This window comes from Bacillus sp. OTU2372, assembly GCF_038440275.1.
GTDB lineage: Bacteria > Bacillota > Bacilli > Bacillales > Cytobacillaceae > Neobacillus > Neobacillus bataviensis_B.
Genome location: NZ_JASATK010000002.1, coordinates 401,295 through 421,216 on the forward strand (window position 1 = coordinate 401,295; position 19,922 = coordinate 421,216).

Annotated in this window: 17 protein-coding genes and 2 pseudogenes; all 19 read right to left on the bottom strand. The window is 40.2% G+C overall.

What is annotated here, in order from left to right:
- Positions 1 to 85: 85 nt before the first annotated feature.
- The 19 genes and pseudogenes from AAHB15_RS06900 to AAHB15_RS06985 all read right to left on the bottom strand — a co-directional run bounded on the left by AAHB15_RS06900 (position 86) and on the right by AAHB15_RS06985 (position 19,896).
- The gene (locus tag AAHB15_RS06900; RefSeq protein ID WP_335571454.1) at positions 86 to 379 is read right to left on the bottom strand and encodes a putative quinol monooxygenase; all 294 of its coding nucleotides are present in this window, start codon (positions 377 to 379) and stop codon (positions 86 to 88) included.
- Between the two features lie 39 nt (positions 380 to 418).
- Positions 419 to 1,696 (bottom strand): MFS transporter, encoded by a 1,278-nt coding sequence (locus AAHB15_RS06905; RefSeq protein WP_335571453.1) that lies wholly within the window; start codon positions 1,694 to 1,696, stop codon positions 419 to 421.
- 82 nt (positions 1,697 to 1,778) lie between these two features.
- Positions 1,779 to 2,750 carry a sugar phosphate isomerase/epimerase family protein gene (locus AAHB15_RS06910; protein WP_342042048.1) on the bottom strand — a complete coding sequence of 324 codons (972 nt, stop codon included), beginning with the start codon at positions 2,748 to 2,750 and terminating at the stop codon, positions 1,779 to 1,781.
- The gene (locus tag AAHB15_RS06915) at positions 2,747 to 3,982 is read right to left on the bottom strand and encodes a Gfo/Idh/MocA family protein (protein ID WP_335571451.1); all 1,236 of its coding nucleotides are present in this window, start codon (positions 3,980 to 3,982) and stop codon (positions 2,747 to 2,749) included. Before AAHB15_RS06915 ends, AAHB15_RS06910 begins: the two co-directional genes overlap by 4 nt.
- Before the next feature lie 416 nt (positions 3,983 to 4,398).
- Positions 4,399 to 5,406 carry a LacI family DNA-binding transcriptional regulator gene (locus tag AAHB15_RS06920; RefSeq protein WP_335574296.1) on the bottom strand — a complete coding sequence of 336 codons (1,008 nt, stop codon included), beginning with the start codon at positions 5,404 to 5,406 and terminating at the stop codon, positions 4,399 to 4,401.
- 801 nt (positions 5,407 to 6,207) lie between these two features.
- A pseudogene (locus AAHB15_RS06925) lies at positions 6,208 to 6,593 on the bottom strand (5-deoxy-glucuronate isomerase).
- A 21-nt stretch (positions 6,594 to 6,614) separates the two neighbouring features.
- A pseudogene (locus AAHB15_RS30155) lies at positions 6,615 to 6,802 on the bottom strand (formate dehydrogenase accessory sulfurtransferase FdhD); the annotation flags it as partial.
- A 204-nt stretch (positions 6,803 to 7,006) separates the two neighbouring features.
- On the bottom strand, positions 7,007 to 8,455 hold the full coding sequence (locus tag AAHB15_RS06930) for a purine-cytosine permease family protein (RefSeq protein ID WP_342042049.1): 1,449 nt from the start codon (positions 8,453 to 8,455) through the stop codon (positions 7,007 to 7,009).
- A gap of 165 nt (positions 8,456 to 8,620) precedes the next feature.
- On the bottom strand, positions 8,621 to 9,661 hold the full coding sequence (locus AAHB15_RS06935; RefSeq protein WP_144563567.1) for a leucyl aminopeptidase: 1,041 nt from the start codon (positions 9,659 to 9,661) through the stop codon (positions 8,621 to 8,623).
- 15 nt (positions 9,662 to 9,676) lie between these two features.
- Positions 9,677 to 10,498, bottom strand: coding sequence for an alpha/beta fold hydrolase (locus AAHB15_RS06940; RefSeq protein WP_335574298.1), 822 nt, complete (start codon positions 10,496 to 10,498; stop codon positions 9,677 to 9,679).
- Between the two features lie 79 nt (positions 10,499 to 10,577).
- Entirely contained in the window at positions 10,578 to 12,089 is a 1,512-nt protein-coding gene (locus AAHB15_RS06945) for a 4-hydroxyphenylacetate 3-hydroxylase N-terminal domain-containing protein (protein WP_335472592.1), read from the bottom strand.
- 195 nt (positions 12,090 to 12,284) lie between these two features.
- Positions 12,285 to 13,163: an FAD synthetase family protein gene (locus AAHB15_RS06950; protein ID WP_335574304.1), complete on the bottom strand. Its 879-nt coding sequence runs from the start codon at positions 13,161 to 13,163 to the stop codon at positions 12,285 to 12,287.
- Between the two features lie 101 nt (positions 13,164 to 13,264).
- Positions 13,265 to 13,936: an isochorismatase family protein gene (locus tag AAHB15_RS06955; protein WP_335574299.1), complete on the bottom strand. Its 672-nt coding sequence runs from the start codon at positions 13,934 to 13,936 to the stop codon at positions 13,265 to 13,267.
- A gap of 67 nt (positions 13,937 to 14,003) precedes the next feature.
- Complete coding sequence (locus AAHB15_RS06960) at positions 14,004 to 14,492, bottom strand: flavin reductase family protein (RefSeq protein WP_251565844.1); 489 nt, start codon at positions 14,490 to 14,492, stop codon at positions 14,004 to 14,006.
- Positions 14,485 to 15,279, bottom strand: coding sequence for a maleate cis-trans isomerase family protein (locus AAHB15_RS06965; protein ID WP_335574300.1), 795 nt, complete (start codon positions 15,277 to 15,279; stop codon positions 14,485 to 14,487). The genes AAHB15_RS06960 and AAHB15_RS06965 overlap by 8 nt, the downstream gene beginning before the upstream one ends.
- A gap of 56 nt (positions 15,280 to 15,335) precedes the next feature.
- Positions 15,336 to 16,841 (bottom strand): 4-hydroxyphenylacetate 3-hydroxylase N-terminal domain-containing protein, encoded by a 1,506-nt coding sequence (locus AAHB15_RS06970; RefSeq protein ID WP_144563580.1) that lies wholly within the window; start codon positions 16,839 to 16,841, stop codon positions 15,336 to 15,338.
- A 232-nt stretch (positions 16,842 to 17,073) separates the two neighbouring features.
- Positions 17,074 to 17,841 (bottom strand): isochorismatase family protein, encoded by a 768-nt coding sequence (locus AAHB15_RS06975; protein WP_342042050.1) that lies wholly within the window; start codon positions 17,839 to 17,841, stop codon positions 17,074 to 17,076.
- 351 nt (positions 17,842 to 18,192) lie between these two features.
- Entirely contained in the window at positions 18,193 to 19,176 is a 984-nt protein-coding gene (locus tag AAHB15_RS06980; RefSeq protein ID WP_144563584.1) for a D-2-hydroxyacid dehydrogenase, read from the bottom strand.
- A 15-nt stretch (positions 19,177 to 19,191) separates the two neighbouring features.
- Entirely contained in the window at positions 19,192 to 19,896 is a 705-nt protein-coding gene (locus tag AAHB15_RS06985; RefSeq protein WP_342042051.1) for an RraA family protein, read from the bottom strand.
- Between the last annotated feature and the right edge of the window lie 26 nt (positions 19,897 to 19,922).

Below are 19,922 nucleotides of genomic sequence, written 5' to 3' on the forward strand. Positions count from 1 at the left end.
CTAACCTGATAAGATTGTAGTTACCAAATAAGGATTAACTCTAGCTGATACCCAGCTCGGAGTTAATCCTTATGTTTGTCCTATATTATTTTTTCACTGAAGCCTCAAATAATTCTGCATGGATAGGTTCAGCAACAATGGGTTCAACAGCTTTTACGAATCTTTTAAAATGAGGGGTTTCCTCATGCAGTTGAATCGCTTCTTCATCCTTCCATTTCTCAACAAAGATAAAACTGTTCGCCTCTTGCGGATTTTCATAATATTGATAACTTATATTTCCGGACTCCGCTTGAGACGGTTTTGTTACAAGCCTTGCCTCTTCCAAGAATATTTCACGATAAGGCGCATTTACCTTTATGCTTGCATGAATGATAATCATGGTACATCCCCCTTAATTGTTAATGGTATTTCTAAAAAACTAACCTGCGTGTTTTTCTAATACTTTTTCGTTTTTATTATTTTCTTCAGAAGCAAGCTTCATAAACTTCATTAGATAAGCACCAAGGAAATACGTACCTGCGAAGATCCAAATAACCCCTTTTGCACCGATAAGTCCAATAAATAACCCAACGATTGCCGGTGCGATAAAGTAGGACATTCCTGCACCAAAGCTTACAATCGCCATCGCAGATCCTTTTTTCTCAGGAGCAAGAGATGCTACTAGAGCTGAAAGTGGGACGAAACCACAAAGCGCAATTCCCATAAAAATACCTGCTATATTCAAGGCTAAGAAACTGCTGCCAAATACTTCAGGCGTGTAAAGCAAGACAAGTAACATGACACCCATACCGAAGCTGCCAAGCCATTGAATCGTTTTTTGCCAGCCTAACCATTTATCACTGATGTAAGGAATGATTAGGTTAAAGATAATATTTGCAAACCACATCGTTCCCCACATTTGCAGAAACTGCTCAGTGGTAAATCCATAATTTGACTTCAAGTACATTGGGAAAAAGATTGGCAGGGAACCGATCCCCGTTGAATTGATAATCCGGACCACGCCGCCGATCGCCACTTTCGGCTGTTCGATACAAATGGTGAATCCACTCATTAAGCTCTTGAGCTTTTCCTTTGGATCTCCCTTTTGTTCCTTTTTTACATCACCTTTTACTACAATAAGACCTACAATTCCTCCGACTAATACCCATGCTACTGCACTCCACAACAACCCGATATATCCAATCTTCGGAAGCATGTAAGCAGGGAAATAACTTCCTACAACATAGAGCCCGCCGCTCCACGCTGCCCAAAACAATCCTACAGCTGTTGCCAAAATCCGCTCTGGACTGCGATAAGTAACCCACACTAAGAAAGAGTAGCAGAATAAAGGATAACCTAAACCACGAATCCCATAAGTAGGGAGCATAATAGCAAAATTGTTTAACTTTAAACCATATTCAATAAATAGAACCTGACCGATTAACCAAGTAACAAGACCGATAACCATTACCTTCCTAGGTCCCCACATCTCGGTGAGTACACCAGAAAAATAAGATGCGATAGCCAAGATAGCTCCATAAAAAGCAAACAGAGTGGCTGATTGTTGAACGGTCAATCCCTTTTCAATCAGATAGGGAGACAACCAAGCGTGCTCGAGACCATCACCGGCCATAAAAATTAACGTTGCAACAAATCCCCAAACGACTCCCATTGGAAGTCCGCCTAAAGTACGTTCTTGACCTACAAGCGTTTTCATTTTTAACACCTCTATTTTTATTAATTGGGTGCGGGGGACGCTTCTCATGCTTCGGAAGCATGAGAACCGTCCCTGTGCTTCCTTAAGCCCACCACATTTCCGATACTTGCTCTTTAAACAACGTTCCTTTTAACAGTGTGATGGCTTTCATTAAACCTTCATCGGTAGACGCAAGCATATCCTCATGTTCAACGGAAACAACGTAATCATATCCTACTGCACGAAGTGTACTGATCATATCTTTCCACATTTTTTCATTATGGCCATAGCCAACTGAGCGGAAGGTCCATGAGCGATCCAATACTTGACTGTAATGCTTCGTATCGAGAACACCATTCACCTTGATATTAGCTTGGTCTAAATAGGTATCTTTTGCATGGAAATGGAAGATCGCATTTTCACGGCCTAATTTTTTAATGGCTTCAACTGGATCAATTCCTTGCCAAACCAAATGACTTGGGTCAAAGTTAGCTCCGATGTTCAGTCCTGCATGTTCTCTTAGTTTTAGTAATGTTTCCGGATTATAGACAACAAAGCCTGGATGCATTTCGAAAGCAATCTGGTGAATCCCATGCTCTTCAGCGAATTTTGCTTCTTCTTTCCAGTACGGAATAACCACATCGTTCCATTGCCACTCTAAAACTTCTGTATATTCAGGAGGCCAAGAGCAGGTCACCCAATTTGGAAACTTGGCACCCGGATGATCTCCCGGACATCCGGCAAATCCATTGATAACCGGTACCTCTAACTGTTCAGCCAGTAAAACCGTTTTTCTCCATACATCATGCTCCTCTTTGGCAGCCTTTACATTAGGATGTAGAGGGTTGCCATGGCAGCTTAGTCCGCTGATGGTTAATCCCCTGCTTTCAATCGCTCGTTTGAACGATCTGATTTTATCCGGATTCCCTAACAATTCTTCCGGATTACAATGATTGTTTCCGGGATAGTTACCGGTCCCTATCTCCACCGCCTCTACTCCCATTTCGGCTAATTTATCGAGCATGGCTTCGAAAGGAAGATTTTGATATAGAACTGTAAACACACCTAGTTTCATACTAAAACCTCCTTTTCCGCCTGAACTTTGACCCATTTTTGCTGTTCATGGCTTTCTAAAATGGCATCAGTAATGGCCATTGAAATGTGACCATCTTCAAATGTGGCAAAATTAGCCTTATCCTTCAGTGGGTCTTTGCCATCACGTATGAAGGCATAATAATTTAACATCATATTTTTCAGTGCATCTGGCCAGCCTTCGTTATGTCCGCCAGGATGATGGATGGCTGATTTTGCTTCCGGTGAGAAGAGCGCTGGATCGGCAAGCAGGATTTCATTCGGCTTGTCCCTGTGCCCCATCCATAATTTTTCAGGCTCTTCTTGGTTCCAATATACAGAACTCTTGCTGCCATTAATCTCAAAGCTTAGTCGATTTTTTCGGCCTGCACTTACTTGGGAAACCGTAAATACTCCTCTTGAACCATCCTCGAATCGAACAAGGACTGATGCATAATCCTCTGTATTGATAGGAACATCTTCATATTCTACATCTTCAGTACTTTGTGTGCTGAAAGTGGCCACACTTCCAATTGCTTTCTTTCTAACTGGAATGACCGTTGCTAAATCAGCAAATACTTCTACAATCTTTTTACCGGTAACAAATTGAACGGTGTCACACCAGTGAGACCCGATATCTGCTACTGCGCGAGATTTTCCGCCGACTTCCGGTGCTAAACGCCAGTTAAAATCCGTTTCATATAGTAACCAATCCTGCAAATAGCTTCCGTGAACCAAATTCACTTTCCCAAGGTCACCGTTAGCAATTTTAGCTCGCAGGTTTTGCACACTCGCATGCTGTCTGTAATTAAAGTTCACACCATGTACAACACCCTGTTTTTGAGCCAATGCCAACAATTCCGCTGATTCTTCACTATTCATCGCAAGCGGTTTCTCTGAGATCACATGTTTGCCTGCTAAAATAATTTCTTTATTGATCGCAAAGTGCACATGGTTTGGGGTACAATTATGAACTACCTGAATTTCGCTGTCACGCAGCATTTCACGGTAATCTCCGTATGCTTTCGGAATTCCAAGTTCAGCTGCCTTTCTTTCCGCTTGTTCTTGACTCGTCTCGGCTAATGCTACGACTTCCACGAATCCAAGTCTTCTGATTGCTTCAATATGTGTCGGGCCAATAAAACCTGTCCCGATGATTCCTACTTTTATTTTTTCCATTTGTTTTCCGTCCTCCAATCGAACTTTTCGATTTACCCAAGAATGAGCAGAAGTCATACAGTGTAATCGATTACACTACCTTGCAAAAAAATATGTGTTTAGTCCTAGTAAATAAATAATTTACCTATCCTTCAAATCTCTATAAATGTAATGGATTACATTTATGTCGAAAAAAATTTGAATTTATTCATACTTTTAAATTAAGAAATAACCTTTCAGAATAAAATACCTTTTCACTTTGCACTAAAATATTTTACTCTTTTTTTCGACACCCTTATTGTAATCGATTACAGTATAGAATTCAATATTTTTTTTAAAACTTCCTCGATTCTTTTTTAATCAGAATGATAAAAACTGTTCTGGAACCAATAGAATCGCTGGTCCCCTAATAATGATAAAAAGGGAGTGAACCATTATTAAGTTCACTCCCCTTTTGTATTTCATTATTTTAATTCTAACAGGAATAGGCTAAACTACTCTTCGATGGTAAGTTCTTTGCATGATTCACGGACAATGAGTTTATCAGGAAGAATAAATTGATCTTTCTCTATTTCTTCATCTTTAATTAATTTTAACAGTAAACGCATCGCTTTTTGACCCATATCAAACGTTGGTTGTGCTACGGTTGTTAGAGCAGGTTCAAAAATCGATGCAAATTGAATATCATCAAAGCCAACAACAGATAAATCTTCTGGAACTCTTAAACCTTTAGATTTAGCAGCTTTAATGGCACCCATAGCCATTTCATCATTACCGGCAAAAAGGGCTGTAGGAGGATTCTCTAGTGACAAAAATTTCATCATTAAATTAAATCCACTTTCAAAAGAGAATTCGCCTTCCTGTACCAAACTTGGATCCACAGACAGGCCGTGTTGCGCCATTGCTTGATGAAACCCCCTACATCGATCCCGTCCAACGACAATATTCAAGGGTCCGGAAATATGTCCAATTCTCTTGTGGTTTAAGCTAATTAAATATTCAGTTGCCTTTCTTGCACTGCTAACATTATCAATGGAGACCGTAGGCAGCTTGGAACCCTCATAGTATTCACACGCCAATACTACAGGGTAATCCTGGGATAAATCTTCTAATATTTTTTGATCGGTCCTTGCCGTTAATAATATCAACCCATCTGCTTTTTTCTGACCTAATATCGTTAAAAAACTAGTTTCGCTTTCGACATCGTTTCGAGCATCTCCTAGAAGTACTTGATATCCGTTTTCGATGGCAACGGATTCAATTCCGCGCAGCACCGCAGAAAAGAAAGTATTGGTTATATCAGGAACCACCACAAGAATTGTTTTGGTTTCAGATCTTCTCAATTGTCTTGCCAGCATATTAGGGTGGTAATTTAATTTTTTTATGGCTTCTAAAACTTTTTCAGCTGTTTCTTTTTTTACAGTCCCTGTATTACTTATGACTCGGGATACTGTGGCCGTTGAAACATTTGCCATTTTTGCAACATCCGCAATTCTAACCATCTATTGCTTTCCCCTTCAGTGTTCGTTTACATTTATTGTAATCGATTACATTGAGAATTACAATAATTTTCGTAAATCAGCCATAAAACGGTATCATTTAAAAACATTTTTCTCCAACAACCTGAAATTAAATGTAAATCAGTCTATAAAAATTGGGCTTGCACCACATAAACATCTGCATTGTATAAAAAAATCGCGATTAGACCCTACTAAGGTAAGGCGGTTTTATTATCAGTATTTTAAAAAAAACATTGTAAAAGGCGGTAGTTATACAATGACTAAATTCCTGCTCTTTTTCTTATTCTTTGGGCTAAGTATAGTATTTGCTTTCCTAATTGATCTCCTGATGGGAGTAAAAGTTTCCCTGGCCATGAGTAATTATAAAAGAACCTTCTCTTTTATGACATTACCTGAATACCTCATTTCGTTCGCCTTTCTACTTACCATGATCATTCCGCCCATTTTATCTTTTTTTAAAAAAAAGAGAGACACAAGGAAGGCATGATCTTTACTTGTTCGGTTTTTAGTTATGATATCAGTTTGTTGCTAACTGAATCGTTTCCGAATCAAATCAACAAAAAAAAGAATGACAGGGATACCAACACAAAAAAACGGCAATATTTAGAAAAAATATCTTAATCCATTCCAGTTGAAACCGTACATCCATTTTCAAGTAAACCTCTGTCTAGTTTGAATAACTCTTGTACCTAAAAAAATCCCGTTCGTTGACGGGATTTTTCTTAAAAAGAAATTGTAGACAATGGACATAGCTAGATAAATCTTCTATGTCAAATGTAATATTTAATTTAAGGAATGAACCCATTTATGATCTGGATCATCATATGGTTTCAGTGTTCTTCCTTCCTCTCCAGCCATGAACCATAAATAGTAAATCTGGTAGCCCCCTGCTGCATTTACCGGATGATACCCTTTGTCAATTGCAAAGCTGTCTCCATTACGAATGATATATGCATCATCAATGCTGCCATCTTTTGTGTAATGAAGCTGTACGCCAAATCCTTGTTTAGGTTTCGCCTGATAATGATAGATTTCCTCCAGATTTGGCTCTTCAGGATAATGCTCTCCATCATGCTTGTGGGTGGATAACTAGACCATTCCCCAGGAAGATTGAAGGTTTCTCCTAAGATGATCCGCTGGACTCTACCATCGGCATTATCAGCAATAATATCATGAACTTCGCGTTTCCCATCAGTTGTACATAAAGCTGCATTATGAACGCCGCCTGTTCGTTGGAAATGGCTTAAACTTTCCTGCAAATTTGCCATTAACTTTCCGCATTGCTCCGTTGCAATTGTTAATTTCGTCTTCACTGTTTTTGCTGTTTTGACATCAATATAAAAGTAAATTGCCGGCCTTTACCGCAACAGCGCCAGATTGGCCACCTATAGAATTGGACTGACCCAGTGTTTTGGTGCAGGGACTTTTGAAATTTTTTGCGGCCCCGGATGTAATGTTTTTCCCATTCGCTTACCTCCTTGAAAATATTCCAATAAAAAACAGAATCATCCCTAATAAAAACGAACTCCTTTTAAAAAGAAGTTCGTCTACCATCATAAAATTAATGACTTCCCTAAATAATTTAAGGTACTATATTCTCAGCAACTTCACTAGATACTTCTCTTGAACGATATGGAAACAAAGTCGTTAAAGCGTAGTATACAATCGCCCCAACAAGCGCAGATGAAGTAAAACTTAAATCAATGCCGCCGACGACAGATACGAATGGACCGGTGAAAATGCTGGTGCTTGTAAACAACAATCCCACAATCAATCCAATCGTCCATGAAATAACAGCAGGAATGTTAAATCCGCTAGAGTACCAATAGCTGCTTGACGTAGAACTATTGTGTAAATCTAATGGTTTATAACGCCCTTTCACCAAGTAATGTCCGACAAGATTGATCGCTAACCAAGGTGACACACCCACGATAATGATAATAACAAACCCGTCGATTAAGTGTATCATATTGGACACATCCTGAACTCCGATGAATACCAAGAGAAAACCGACAATTGCCATAATTATGGTGGTTGTTACCCGTTTAAGCGTCCATCCGAGGGACTCGAGAGAAAGTCCGGCACTGTATAAACACAACCCACCGTTCGGCAGAGCACCAAATATCCCTGCAATCGTAATTGGAGCAATCCACCATGATGGAGCCCCCCCAATAATTCCTGTTACGAATGGAGTAGATAAATCCTTCACCGTTGACATCATAAATGATGCTGGTACCATTGCTAACCAACACCCGACAAACATTCCCAGGGATGTGGCCCCTGCCAATTTCGTCGAAATATGGCTATTGGGAACATATCGGCTATAATCCCCTACAAATGGTGCATACGAAATAGGCACCGAAGCTACTACTAGCATGGCGAGTGCCCAAGTCGGCCAAAAACCTCCTAATAAATAATGACCACCTTCGTAACTAACATTGAACCTTGAAGCAAATATAAACACAGATAGAATGACAATACTTCCTACCAGGTAGGTTCCTATTTTTTCAAACAAAACTACTACTTTATGCCCCATTATTGCTACTATTGCGGTTATGACACTGACGATGATACAACCTATCAATAATGTACCGGTTCCTTCTGACCAGCCAAACAACCGGTGACCTCCCGCGACGAAGGCTTGAGCCCCTGTCCAAACCATAAGAGCATAGAAACCAATCGCTATTACAATATTAAGAAGCGAACCAATAATACGGCCCTTTACCCCAAAATGTGCTCCGCTAGCTAGTGCTCCATTCGTACCTGTTCTCTGTGACAAAATAGAAATCGGTCCGATTGCAATGGAGCCAATCGCAAGCCCCACCGTCAATGCCCAGAATGCTGCCCACCAGCCAAGTCCGAACACAATCGGTAATGAACCGATTGCCATAATGCCAAAAGCAAACTGCGAACCACATAAGACGTAGAATACATTGGATGCCTTTGAATTCCGCTCATTCTCCGGAATCATATCGACACCCCGTGTTTCAATTGAAGAATGCTCTTTCATCTTAACCGTTTGGTTGCTCAAAATACATACCTCCGTTTAATGGTCATAATTTCTTTAAAAAGTACCATCTCTCGCAAAGAAGTTGTATTAAATCGCAGTAGAGTGATTCCATCTTTATTCAGTTTTTTCCATATGCAATGATACAAAATCATCCTTTTACCACAAGGCAATAATGAGTTTAGTCAATCAAGCCAGCTGTGGTTTAACAGCTTTCATTTCATCGATCACAATATCTCCATCTTTAACAATTAACTTGCCGTCCAGGTATAACGTACAATTTTTCATTGGTAAATCAAGATGGCATGGGGTATCGTTGTTCCCCCCTAATTCAGAGTTTGGCCCCAAGGAGAATAAGACATTTCCATAAAAGGCACGCCCATCCATGCCAAACACTTGATCATCGAAAGCGAGACTATGCCATTGTGCCCTTTCGTTAAGCCCCCAGCCAATGTGAGATATCGCGTAAGCTCGCGGGTCATTAAAACTTTCGATATAATCCCTCATCAGCATGGCGTCAAAACCGCCTTCAATGTCCGTAACAAATCCACCTTTTATCGTTAACTTTACTTGGTCTTGAAAATATCGGTTAAACGGGAAAAATATGTCCCCTTTATCCAAAACTACTACCCCGTCAACTCCGCCATCATTAGATGTCGCAGCAGAAAAACAACTTGGCAAGTGGTCCCATCTGCCTGGTTCATCAGCAAAACCGTATTCCGTAAGAATTGGATATTGACCTAGCTGATAGGTAACATCGCTGCCCGCCTTATTGGTGAATCTTAATTCTTTTGCATTCCTTAATAATTGGGTTGCATAAAGCACTCTCTCTTTGTCACTTTCTTTTGGAAACATTCTTTTAATTACATCGAAAGGTTCGACAACCAGCAGAATTCTTACTCCTGCATCCTGCAGTTCCAATTGTTCTTTAGAAAAAAGGAGGAGAACTAAGTCAATGACAAGGTCGGCCTTCTTCAAGCACTCAACTGCAACTCGGTTATCGGTTAACGGTGTAATGCCAAACGAACCAGAAGCTCCTTGTTTAGCTGGCGGCAGTTTCAATTCAAAGGCGTTCGCCCCGATCTCGGAAGCTGCCGTCAGGAACGCTTTCGCATAATCTGCTCTAATCTCGCCCGAAGTTAATACCGCCATCGTTTCAGACCGCTTTAACTTACACAATTCAAGTTGTTTTTTAAACAGGGAAACCATTTCTTGAAATTCAACAGTCATTTATTAACACCTCGTTTATTTTTTTGTAATTCCTTCAATAAATGAAACAATATAATCAACTGTTTGTTCTGGTGCATCTTTATACACCATGTGGCTTACTCCTTTAACCCTTTCAACCTGCATCGAAGAGTTGAGCGTTTTCAAAACCTGAAGTTCGTTTTCACGAATGGTATCTCCATGTTCTGCCGCTAATAGGGATGCAGGGACTGAAAGCATTTTGATATATACTTGAAAAGGCTCCAATAACAGAGATTGGTAGGATTCAATAATCGCTGGCAAACTATTATTTCGATATTCTTCCGCTCTTTCAGCTATTTGTTCATCTGTAAATGAAGGAAAGAAGCTGCGGAATAATTCCATATCCCCTTGATCAACAGCCTCCTTTTGTTTTAAAAACATCGATAATGGATTAGGATAGATCTCTCTCTGTCCTGGTCCGTTAATAGGAGGATCGATTAATACGATGCCGGAAATGAGAGACGGATATTGGCTGCCAAATGCAGCCGCAATCCGGGCTCCCATGGAGTGGCCAACCAATACCGGAGCAATGGGATTATCTATTAAAGCGTTTACAATATTCAGTAAGTCCTCTGTATAATCTTTTAATAGATAGCCTTCCTTAGGACGGTCGGACAGCCCTCTGCCCCTGGCATCCATTGATAAGGAATAATAGTTTTCAGGCATTAAATTTAGGACTTTTGCAAATGAAAGGCTGTAACTAGTAATTCCCGGCAAAAAAATGACGGGGGTACCAGCCTTATCTCCTTTAGTAATGAGGTGAATTTTTGCATTCAGACCGTTTACAAAAAGGTCCCCAAAAGAATGATTTTGCCTCATATTTATATCTCCTCTCAGGCGAACGAACCTAAATTTAAGCTCTAATCTTCTATCAAGCGACTTCCATTTTCACTAGTGATTACACTTCTTTTGGAAGACCAATAGATTTACGTATTTGGTTCATAAAAGGTGTTCGGTCGTATTCATGGTATAGACGCTCACGAAGCAATGGAGCTGGGAGTGCATTGACGTTTTCAAAAAGACCAACACGACCTGCATGAGAATCTGTGGTAATATCCCAAATAAAGTTCATCAATAAGTTTTTCTGCTTGGATGTTAAATCCCTTCCAACGAGAAGTTCCTCCAGTTTCCCGCCAATAAATGGATGATCATAGTCTTTTTCAGAGAATCTCATGACCAATCCCTGTCCGCATAATTCCTGAAGATGATGGATAATCCGCGGATAGTGTGTAATACCATAAAGTCGCCCGGCGGTAAGCATATTGACATCTGGCCACATCACGTCATCTTCAGTTGGTTTAGCTAGTTCCTCTGAGGCCAATACATATGCTCTCAAGGTTTGAGCATACTGAATCACTTCTGATACGATAGAACGTACACCTGGAATCTTCCCTGTTCCCAAAGCATCAACAATCAGCTGGGCAGCTCCGGCATACATTTCCGCTTTGGTTGCCAAACGAGAGAGAATATGCCAGTGCGCTCCTAATACAACCCCTCCATATAATTCATTAAGTTCTGGTACTCCATAGTTAAAAATTCTCCACTTTTCCACGAAAACGTTATCAAAAATCAAGAAGGAATCCATTTCTTCTCCTCGTGATTTAACCGGGTGATCATAGGTACTTGCCGCATCGCAAGAGACTGTTTCCCGACAGACAATGTGAATGCCTGGTGAATTTATCGGTACTGATAACCATAATGACTCTTCAGGTAACAAACCAGGACGCATCAGATTAGAGAGGATCATCTCATTTCCTTGGGACGAAATGGAACCTACCGCTTTCGCTCCGCTAATATAGATTCCTTCTTCCGTTTCCCTCACCACCCGGAGTAAAGCAGGAGTAGAATCGCCGCCTTTTATTTGGCTCCCCAATTCGACATCAAACAGGCGGGCACCAGCTGCCGCGGCTTTTGAACGGTCATTTTGAGGATCAACTAATACCTCAGGACCCATCAAGTTATTTTTTTGGGCATAGTCAATATAGTGGAGGACATTATCTGCATATTCAGGCCTTTTGCTGCGGAACTTTGAAAGATATGCCGCCATTCCCACAGGCACGAGGGGCGCCAAATCAAACGGGCGGCCAAACACCCCGAAGGTTTCCTGAGCAATATAATCCGTTAATTCCCTTCGGCTCTTCAAATCTTCTTTTGTTCTAGGAATCATCCAGGCTTTGGTCACTCGTTCCCCTATGTCTGACCTGATGTACGTAAGCTTATCCTGTGTTTCTGGGTTATGCTGGGCATCAAAGATGTTAGCCATAATATTTATACCACCGCTAGTGGCTGGGTGAGTGGTTACATCCTGAATCAGTTCGCCCTTATAATAAACGGTCCTGTCATCACGAAGACTCTCCTTATACATCTCGCCTGTTTTTAAATACTTTGAAACTACCGAAATATTTTCCATCCTTCTCCCCCTAAAAAATATTTACGAGAATCCTTGCCGATCACATTTTGAAGTTATCGAAGTTTAAACAGCTTATTATATTAGCCTCAAGTTGCTAAACTTGTCGAATTTATCATAGATAAAGTCTAAGGTGAGTATCAAAAAGTGTCAATATTCTAATAAATTCTCACAATATAGTATAATGAAATGAACAATTTAACTTAGTATAGAATGACGCTGGTTAGCTATTTCTAAGTCAATTTCCTCAGGAACTGCTGTAGACACAGACTGAAGAAACTCTAAAGTAACCCTATCTTTAGAAAAACAATTAATCGCAGCCTGGTCTAAATTCATTTCAATAAATTGATTGGTAGGGAAAATAATTGCTTTAGTAAAGTATTTGTTAGTAGAATTTTTCAGATTGACCCAATACTCCCCTGCAGGCGGCAGAATAAGGGCGGCATCTGGCACAAATAGTCCTTTATAATCATTCAACCTCTGGACAATCCTGCCGCACATTTCGTGTTGTTTACCCATAAGATCAGAAGCAAGCTTAAGATCACCATTATTTATCGCCTGGCGCACTCTAGTGCTGGAGATACGCTCATCAGCCAAATGAGTAAATTCGAAAATATCCGTCTCAAATCCCAATCTGGCACCTGTTTGTTTTAAAACTTCGGGGGTTCCTGAACCTTTATAGCCAAACCTAAAGTCCTTTCCAACAAAAAATTTTTTAGGGTTTAAACCCAATAGAACGCTGTCAACAAAATCATCGGAGCTAATGGTTGAAAAGCTATTATCAAAAGTATATTCAATGAGGATATCGACTCCAAGAGCAGCTATTCTCTCCGCTCTGGTGTGCGGACTGGTAATAAGAGACGATGGTAATTCAGTGTTGCTAAAAAAGGTTTTCGGTAGAGGGTCAAATGTTATGACAATCGTGGGGTAGTTATTTTTTTTACCCTCCCATACAGTGCTTGAAATTAATTGCTGATGGCCTTTATGTACGCCATCAAAGGAGCCAATCGTTATATAAGAGCCATGTTCTAATTCTGCTAAATGCGGGTTGAATAGATTTTTATAATATTTCAGGATTTTCCCTCCTCACTATATTGTTTTAGTTATAAGGGAATCCAACCTGGCCTTCTTTTTCATTAATCAAAAACGTTTAAGGCCTAAAGCGTTGATTGAAAAATTTATTCTTTTATTAAAGCTGTAAATAAACCCTTAGGATATTTAGCAGATACTGTTGTTATGATTTCCTCGGTAGTTAATACATCGGCATATTTCTGGCGCATATCGATAAGACTTTGTTCATGGGATGCTAATGAACGATCCCCTACCGCATCCTCCACAACGATTGGTCTGTATCCGTATTGCAGCGCATCAACAGCTGTAGCACGAACACAGCCACATGTTGTACAACCTACAATTATCACAGTATCAACATTCTGTGCATTCAGACGTGCAATTAAATCGGTCCCAAAAAATGCTGATGCATATTTCTTAACAATTAAGCCGTCACCATAACGAAAATCTAATCTGGGATCCACATTCACTGCACTGGTACCTGCTTTTAAAGTCTTTAACCCCTCCATCTTTTGGTACCATAATCCTGAATCAGCAAATGTATCATCATCATAAGAAATCGTAGTAAAGAATACTGGCAGATCCTTATTACGGATAATTTTCAAAAGCGCATTTACTTTATTTATTTGCGGGGTTAAATCGGAACCCATAGGCATACTAGGATCAGTAAATCCTTCAATCATATCAACAACAATCAACCCTGGTTTCTTACCAAAACCCAATAATTTTCCAAAACCTCTTTCTTTATACAAATCCTCATCACCTTGCTGATGCACCACAACAACTCTCCCTCCATAACCCTCCAAGACTAGTAACATACTAATCTTGGAAAGTCATTCATTTGAATTAGTTCCTTACAGCTGGATTAAATTCTCCAAATTGTCTATTAAAATGAAGCAATGGTGATTTAGATTCACCTAATATCACATCTTCCACGAACCCGATAAAAATAGTATGATCACCAGCTGTCACTGTTTGTTCAACTCTGCAATGAACATTGGCTAGAGCATTTTTGACATCATAATTAAAACTGCCCTTACTTTCTGCAAACTCCTCAAAAAACTTTGGTGCACCTGCTTTTGCTCCAGATCTTGCTACTTCAATTTGATCCTCAGCAAGCACGCTGACACTGAAACGTTGGTTATTAATTATCGCTTGTGTACTAGCTGCTTGTGTAGCTAGGCTTATTAAAATTAAAGGCGGCTCCATTGAAATTGAACAGCACGCACTTACAGTTAAGCCCCAAGGCCGGCCCTCGATTTCAGTCATGACAATTGTTACTCCAGTAGCAAGCCGGCTCATCGACTCTCGAAATTTATTTTTTACTTCATCCATTATAATTCCCCTCTTCAATTGGAAGTTTAGAGATGATATCCCCTGATAGTAGCTTACCTGCATTTGGCACATACGGGTGCAGATCAAGAGTTTTAAGAATGTTGTATACGGTTGCAACAGCTGCTGAAAGCACTGGTTTTCCGATTTCATTCTCAACAAGCTGAATTGCTTCTAATGAAGGCATCTGAACACAAGCGGATAAGACAACCGCATCAGCTTGGCTAATATCTAATTTTTTAACAATCTCTAGTAAACGCAAAGGGTCTTGACGTCCAACTTCCAAATTATCAGGGATTTCCAGACTAATCGAATCTGTTACTTGTATTCCGCTTGCCTCAATATAGTCAATCACCTGTTTCGTTAAAGGCTTCATATACGGGGTAATAATAGCGACTTTTTGAGCTCCTAATGTTTTAATGCCATCTACCAGAGCACCAGCACTGCTAATAACCGGTGTAGCTGCTCCATTTTCTTTTGTTGCATTAAATAGGCGCTGTTCTGACTCCAGATGATAACCGGGCCCCTGGCACATAATAGCGACAAGGCATGCATAGGCAAGAACATCACATCTGGCATCCGAAAGTTCGACAGCACAGCGGTCACTTTCTACATCCATTGCTTTTAATTCTTCTTTTGTAACATGTTTCATTCGCATCCTACTTGAGTGAAAAGTAAACGACAAATTCGGATCAACTTGTTCTCTCCAACGAAGCATTGCTGGAATTTCCGTTTCCATCGTTGTATTGGAACTAGGAACAACTAATCCTATTCGGTAATTTTTTTTCATTTACACGCCTCCAAAATAGATAGAACCTATTAAGCTATTGTTCTTATAAACTTCACCTACAAAGGAAGTCCGATCGACTTACGAATATGGTTCATAAACGGTGTTCGATCATATTCATGATACAAACGCTCACGAAGCAGCGGTGCCGGCAAAGCATTAACGTTTTCAAATAGAGCGACGCGGCCTGCGTGGGAATCTGTAGTAATATCCCAAATGAAGTTCATCAACAAGTTTTTCTGCTTCGAAGTTAAATCGCGTCCAACCAGTAGTTCCTCTAATTTGCCTCCAATAAATGGATGAGCATAATCTTTTTCAGAGAATCTCATGACCAGCCCTTGTCCGCATAATTCCTGGAGATGATGGATAATTTGCGGATAATGCGTGATACCATAAAGGCGTCCAGCTGTAAGCATATTGACATCCGGCCACATAACGCCATCTTCAGTCATTTCAGCTAATTCTTCAGAGGCTAAAACGTAGGCTCTTAACGTTTGAGCATATTGAATAACTTCCGATACGATAGAACGAACTCCTGGAATTTTTCCAGTTCCAAGTGCATCTACGATTAGCTGAGCAGCACCGGCATACAATTCAGCTTTGGTAGCTAGACGGGATAACACGTGCCAGTGTACTCCTAATACAACGCCTCCGTACAATTCATTGAGTTCTGGGACACCATAATTGAATATTCTCCATTTTTCTACGAAAACGTTATCAAAAATTAAGAAGGAATCCATTTCTTCTCCGCGTGATTTAACCGGGTGATCATAAGAACTGATAGGATCTGAAGAGACCGATTCACGGCAGACAATGTGGATTCCTGGTGCATTGATAGGAACAGCTAACCAAAGAGATTCTTCCGGTAACAGCCCTGGACGCATAAGATTGGAGAGAATCATTTCGTTCCCTTGGGAAGAAATCGAACCTACTGCTTTTGCACCGCTAATATAAATCCCCTCTTCAGTCTCTTTCACCACCCGGAGCAAAGCAGGTGTGGAGCTGCCTCCTTTTATTTGGCTTCCTAATTCAACATCGAATAGGCGGGCACCCGCAGCGGCTGCTTTGGAACGGTCATTCTGAGGATCTACTAGTACTTCTGGACCCATCAAGTTATTTTTCTGAGCATAGTCGATATAGTGAAGAACATTTTCAGCATATTCTGGCCTTTTACTGCGGAATTTCGAAAGATGTGCGGCCATACCCACTGGAACAAGAGGAGCTAAATCGAATGGTCTGCCAAACACGCCAAAGGTTTCCCGAGCTACATAGTCAGTCAATTCTCGGCGGCTCTTAAGGTCTTCCTTCGTTCTAGGAATCATCCAAGCTTTACTGACTCGTTCACCTGACTCTTGATTGATATACGTTAGCTTATCCTGAGTTTCGGGGTTATGCTGAGCATCAAAGATCTTAGCCATAATATTGATACCGCCGCTAGTAGCTGGATGAATGGTCACATCTTGAATTTTTTCACCCTTATAGTATACTGTCCGGCCATCACGAAGACTTTCCTTGAACATTTCACCCGTTTTCAAAAACTTTGATACTACCTGAGTATTTTCCATTTGTACTCCTCCTAAAAATAATAGAAAATCATGAACACCGATGGTTTGAAGTTATCAAAGTTGTATTATTTCTCTAAAAGTTACCTCAAGCTACTAAACTTACCAAAGCTTTCATGGTTTTATTTTATCTCACGGCACTTTTAGTGTCAATATTCAATTTTATTAAATTTTTCTAAAAATAAAAAAACCATGATTACCTGAGGATAATCATGGTTTTATTCAAATGCGCTGCTCATGGTTTCATACCTTTAAGAACCTTATCCAGATTCATTACGTCTGCATACCTTGCGTTTAAATCTACTAATGTTGAGTTCTGTAAGGTTTGATTTCGATCTCCTACAGCTTCTTTAGGAATGATAACTCTATAACCTCTTTGAAGAGCATCTACTGCAGTTGCTCTTATACTCCCACTTGTAGTAGTCCCAGCTAATATTAATGTATCAATTTGTCTGTCTTTCAAGAAAACATCTACTTGATCATCGTACAAAGAAGATATATATACAGTCGCTTTAATCAAATCATATGGATAGTCAGATAAATCTGGATGAATATTGACCCATGTGCTTTCGCGGTCTAAAATTTGAAGCGAGGGGAATTTTTCACACCATAATCTAGAAACCTTATTTTCAGTTTCATAAATCGTTTTACTAAAGATTATCGGAATCTTATCGGTAAGAGCTTGTTCGATAAGTTGTTGGGTGGCAGTGATTTGATGATCCATTTTAATAGCTAATTGGGAATGCGGTTCAGTAAATGCTATGGTAAAATCACGAATTAACAGAGCAGGTTTTGTACCAAATCCAATTTGTCCGGAAAACCCCTGATTAGAGAAAAGCTGTTGAACCTCATCAAGAATATATCGTCTTTGACCGCCAGGGGTATAAATAACCTTTAAGCCATATTCTTCAATATTTCCAGTTTTCTCCATTCGCCTTAATGTACTCGGCGACACTCCCAATAGCTTGGCAGCGTCAGATATATTTAACAGGTTTTCAAACATATGTAATCCTCCCGGCTTAAGTCAGCAATAAACATTCTAAAGTTACAATAAATTATCCATTATGTATTAAACTTACCATCATTATAGCATAGCAAAATAATTACTGGAACTAATTCCCTATAAACAGTAGACTATTTTTGTGTTTTTCCTGCGATACGTTTGCTTACTTAAATATTTTCACTATTTCTTATAACTTATGAACAATATAAGAGGCTTCTCACAATCTTGTGAGAAGCCTCTTTTTGAAAAATTCAATTTGTTTTTTCTAATTTAGAGATAGATAAAAAAACAACCACCTTACCCCCGATTGACTGTTGGGATAAGGTTATTGTATTGATTTAATCATCACTTTTAAAGATTGGCGGCAGTAGTGGTCGTAATAGAATTTACCACGTTCTTTGGACTTCCGGCGACAAACCCTTTTATATTATCCACTGCCAAATCCAAAAGACGACTCCGTGCTTCCTTTGTAGCCCAAGCGATGTGAGGAGTGATAATACAATTTTTTGCTTTAAGCAAAGGGTTGGTATCTTCTGGAGGTTCCACCGCCAGTACGTCCAATCCAGCGCCGGAAATAACTCCTGCATTGAGAGCCTCCGCTAAATCCTTATTGTTAACAAGTTTCCCGCGCGAAGTATTAATAATGAAAGCGGATGGTTTCATCATGGATAAATTTTCTGCGTTAATTATACCTTCTGTAACCGGGGTTAACGGACAGTGCAAGCTGACAACATCGGATTGTCTCATTAAATCAGGCAGATCCGCCCATTGAAAATTGGGCAGGTCAATATTCCGATGATTGTTGTTATATGCAAGTATGCGCATACCAAAAGCAGAAGCAATCCGTGCCGTCTGAAGCCCGATTCGTCCAAGACCGACGATTCCTATTGTTTTACCGGCTAGTTCAACAAGTGGGTAATTCCAGAAGCACCAATCAGGATTCCTTCCCCATTGTCCTTCCATAACAACATCACTGTGACGTTGAACATGATGGCAATGTTCAAGCAGCAGTGCAAATACCATTTGGGACACTGATTCCGTCCCATATGTTGGAATGTTGCTGACTACGATTCCCCGTTCTTCAGCAGCCTTCGTATCAACTATGTCAAAACCGGTTGCCAAGACTCCAATATACTTGAGATTTGGCAGTTTCTCCAGAGTTGCCTGGCATAAAGGAGTTTTATTGGTCAAAATAATCTCTGCGTTTGAAGCCCTTTCTATGATGAGGTCTTCCGGAGTCCGATCGTAAACCTCTGTCTTACCGATCTGCGACAATCCGTCCCAGCTTAAGTCACCGGGGTTCAAAGTATATCCATCTAAAATACAAATATTCATAAAATCACCCCTCATTTAATTGTTTAATGGCATAGGCAATTTTTTTACGCCAAATTCACAACCTTTTTGTTCAAGTGTTTGATCTACCCATGAACGGTTAACCGTACCGTTTTGGATTGACTGGAGTATATCCTCCTCTCGAATTTGTTGTTCCTTTATTAATTTTAATAGTTCTTCCGCGTGTCCGAGAGGAACAACCGCTAGGCCATCTTCATCTCCAACAATAATATCTCCGGGATGTACAACCAACCCTCCGACGGAAATGGGTACATTGATTTCGCCCGGCCCATCTTTATATGGGCCGCGGTGTGTTACTCCTCTCGCATATACCGGGAAAGTCTCGGATCTAATGGCCCCTGTATCCCTTATTGCACCGTCAATCACATAACCTGCAAGTCCTTTTTTAATCGCCAGCTTTTGCATAATCTCTCCAATTATTGCATTTGTGAGATCTCCTCCGGCATCGACGACAATGACATCTCCCGGTTCGGCCAAGTCAATGGCCTTATGTACCAATAAATTGTCTCCTGGCCTCGTTTTAACAGTAAAAGCAGTACCTACCAGTTTACCATCTTTATGATAAGGTCTAAGTCCGGAAGCCACGGCGTGCATCCGGTTTAAATTATCACTGATATGCGGGGTGACCACATTTTCAAACTCCTGTATTAATTCTTTGCTTGGACGGGCTTCAATGGGATAAATGCAAAATCCTAGATTCATAGTTTCTCCTCCTGGTCATTTTCTCC